1 rRNA gene is annotated in these 2,823 nt (G+C 53.2%); it reads right to left on the reverse strand.

Going from position 1 to position 2,823, the window contains the following annotated elements:
• Positions 1-25: 25 nt before the first annotated feature.
• Positions 26-2,823 (reverse strand): 23S ribosomal RNA (locus tag ACOI7Z_RS27005); the annotation flags it as partial.

Below are 2,823 nucleotides of genomic sequence, written 5' to 3' on the forward strand. Positions count from 1 at the left end.
TCCGCCAAAACATCTTCGGCGTTGTAAGGTTAAGCCTCACGGTTCATTAGTACCGGTTAGCTCAACGCATCGCTGCGCTTACACACCCGGCCTATCAACGTCGTCGTCTTCAACGTTCCTTCAGGAGACTTAAAGTCTCAGGGAGAACTCATCTCGGGGCAAGTTTCGTGCTTAGATGCTTTCAGCACTTATCTCTTCCGCATTTAGCTACCGGGCAGTGCCATTGGCATGACAACCCGAACACCAGTGATGCGTCCACTCCGGTCCTCTCGTACTAGGAGCAGCCCCCCTCAATTCTCCAGCGCCCACGGCAGATAGGGACCGAACTGTCTCACGACGTTCTAAACCCAGCTCGCGTACCACTTTAAATGGCGAACAGCCATACCCTTGGGACCTACTTCAGCCCCAGGATGTGATGAGCCGACATCGAGGTGCCAAACACCGCCGTCGATATGAACTCTTGGGCGGTATCAGCCTGTTATCCCCGGAGTACCTTTTATCCGTTGAGCGATGGCCCTTCCATTCAGAACCACCGGATCACTATGACCTGCTTTCGCACCTGCTCGCGCCGTCACGCTCGCAGTCAAGCTAGCTTATGCCATTGCACTAACCTCCTGATGTCCGACCAGGATTAGCTAACCTTCGTGCTCCTCCGTTACGCTTTGGGAGGAGACCGCCCCAGTCAAACTACCCACCAGACACTGTCCGCAACCCCGATAAGGGGCCCACGTTAGAACATCAAACATTAAAGGGTGGTATTTCAAGGTTGGCTCCACGCAGACTGGCGTCCACGCTTCAAAGCCTCCCACCTATCCTACACATCAAGGCTCAATGTTCAGTGTCAAGCTATAGTAAAGGTTCACGGGGTCTTTCCGTCTTGCCGCGGGTACACTGCATCTTCACAGCGAGTTCAATTTCACTGAGTCTCGGGTGGAGACAGCCTGGCCATCATTACGCCATTCGTGCAGGTCGGAACTTACCCGACAAGGAATTTCGCTACCTTAGGACCGTTATAGTTACGGCCGCCGTTTACCGGGGCTTCGATCAAGAGCTTCTCCTTACGGATAACCCCATCAATTAACCTTCCGGCACCGGGCAGGCGTCACACCGTATACGTCCACTTTCGTGTTTGCACAGTGCTGTGTTTTTAATAAACAGTTGCAGCCAGCTGGTATCTTCGACTGGTCTCAGCTCCATCCGCAGGGACTTCACCTACACACCAGCGTGCCTTCTCCCGAAGTTACGGCACCATTTTGCCTAGTTCCTTCACCCGAGTTCTCTCAAGCGCCTTGGTATTCTCTACCTGACCACCTGTGTCGGTTTGGGGTACGATTTGATGTTACCTGATGCTTAGAGGCTTTTCCTGGAAGCAGGGCATTTGTTACTTCAGCACCGTAGTGCCTCGTCATCACACCTCAGCCTTGATTATCCGGATTTGCCTGGATAACCAGCCTACATGCTTAAACCGGGACAACCGTCGCCCGGCTAACATAGCCTTCTCCGTCCCCCCTTCGCAGTAACACCAAGTACAGGAATATTAACCTGTTTCCCATCGACTACGCCTTTCGGCCTCGCCTTAGGGGTCGACTCACCCTGCCCCGATTAACGTTGGACAGGAACCCTTGGTCTTCCGGCGAGCGGGCTTTTCACCCGCTTTATCGTTACTTATGTCAGCATTCGCACTTCTGATACCTCCAGCAACCCTCACAGGTCACCTTCGCAGGCTTACAGAACGCTCCCCTACCCAACAACACATCGTGTCGCTGCCGCAGCTTCGGTGCATGGTTTAGCCCCGTTACATCTTCCGCGCAGGCCGACTCGACCAGTGAGCTATTACGCTTTCTTTAAATGATGGCTGCTTCTAAGCCAACATCCTGGCTGTCTGTGCCTTCCCACATCGTTTCCCACTTAACCATGACTTTGGGACCTTAGCTGGCGGTCTGGGTTGTTTCCCTCTTCACGACGGACGTTAGCACCCGCCGTGTGTCTCCCGTGATAACATTCTTCGGTATTCGTAGTTTGCATCGGGTTGGTAAGTCGGGATGACCCCCTAGCCGAAACAGTGCTCTACCCCCGAAGATGAGTTCACGAGGCGCTACCTAAATAGCTTTCGGGGAGAACCAGCTATCTCCCGGTTTGATTGGCCTTTCACCCCCAGCCACAAGTCATCCGCTAATTTTTCAACATTAGTCGGTTCGGTCCTCCAGTTAGTGTTACCCAACCTTCAACCTGCCCATGGCTAGATCACCGGGTTTCGGGTCTATACCCTGCAACTTAACGCCCAGTTAAGACTCGGTTTCCCTGCGGCTCCCCTATACGGTTAACCTTGCTACAGAATATAAGTCGCTGACCCATTATACAAAAGGTACGCAGTCACACCCGAAGGTGCTCCCACTGCTTGTACGTACACGGTTTCAGGTTCTTTTTCACTCCCCTCGCCGGGGTTCTTTTCGCCTTTCCCTCACGGTACTGGTTCACTATCGGTCAGTCAGGAGTATTTAGCCTTGGAGGATGGTCCCCCCATATTCAGACAGGATACCACGTGTCCCGCCCTACTCTTCGAGTTCACAGCCTGTGCATTTTGGTGTACGGGACTATCACCCTGTACCGTCGGACTTTCCAGACCGTTCCACTAACACACAAGCTGATTCAGACTCTGGGCTGCTCCCCGTTCGCTCGCCGCTACTGGGGGAATCTCGGTTGATTTCTTTTCCTCGGGGTACTTAGATGTTTCAGTTCCCCCGGTTCGCCTCGTTAACCTATGTATTCAGTTAACGATAGTGCAACGAATTGCACTGGGTTTCCCCATTCGGACATCGCCGG

The sequence above is a fragment of the Klebsiella sp. C283 genome, assembly GCF_048822555.1.
GTDB lineage: Bacteria > Pseudomonadota > Gammaproteobacteria > Enterobacterales > Enterobacteriaceae > Klebsiella > Klebsiella quasipneumoniae.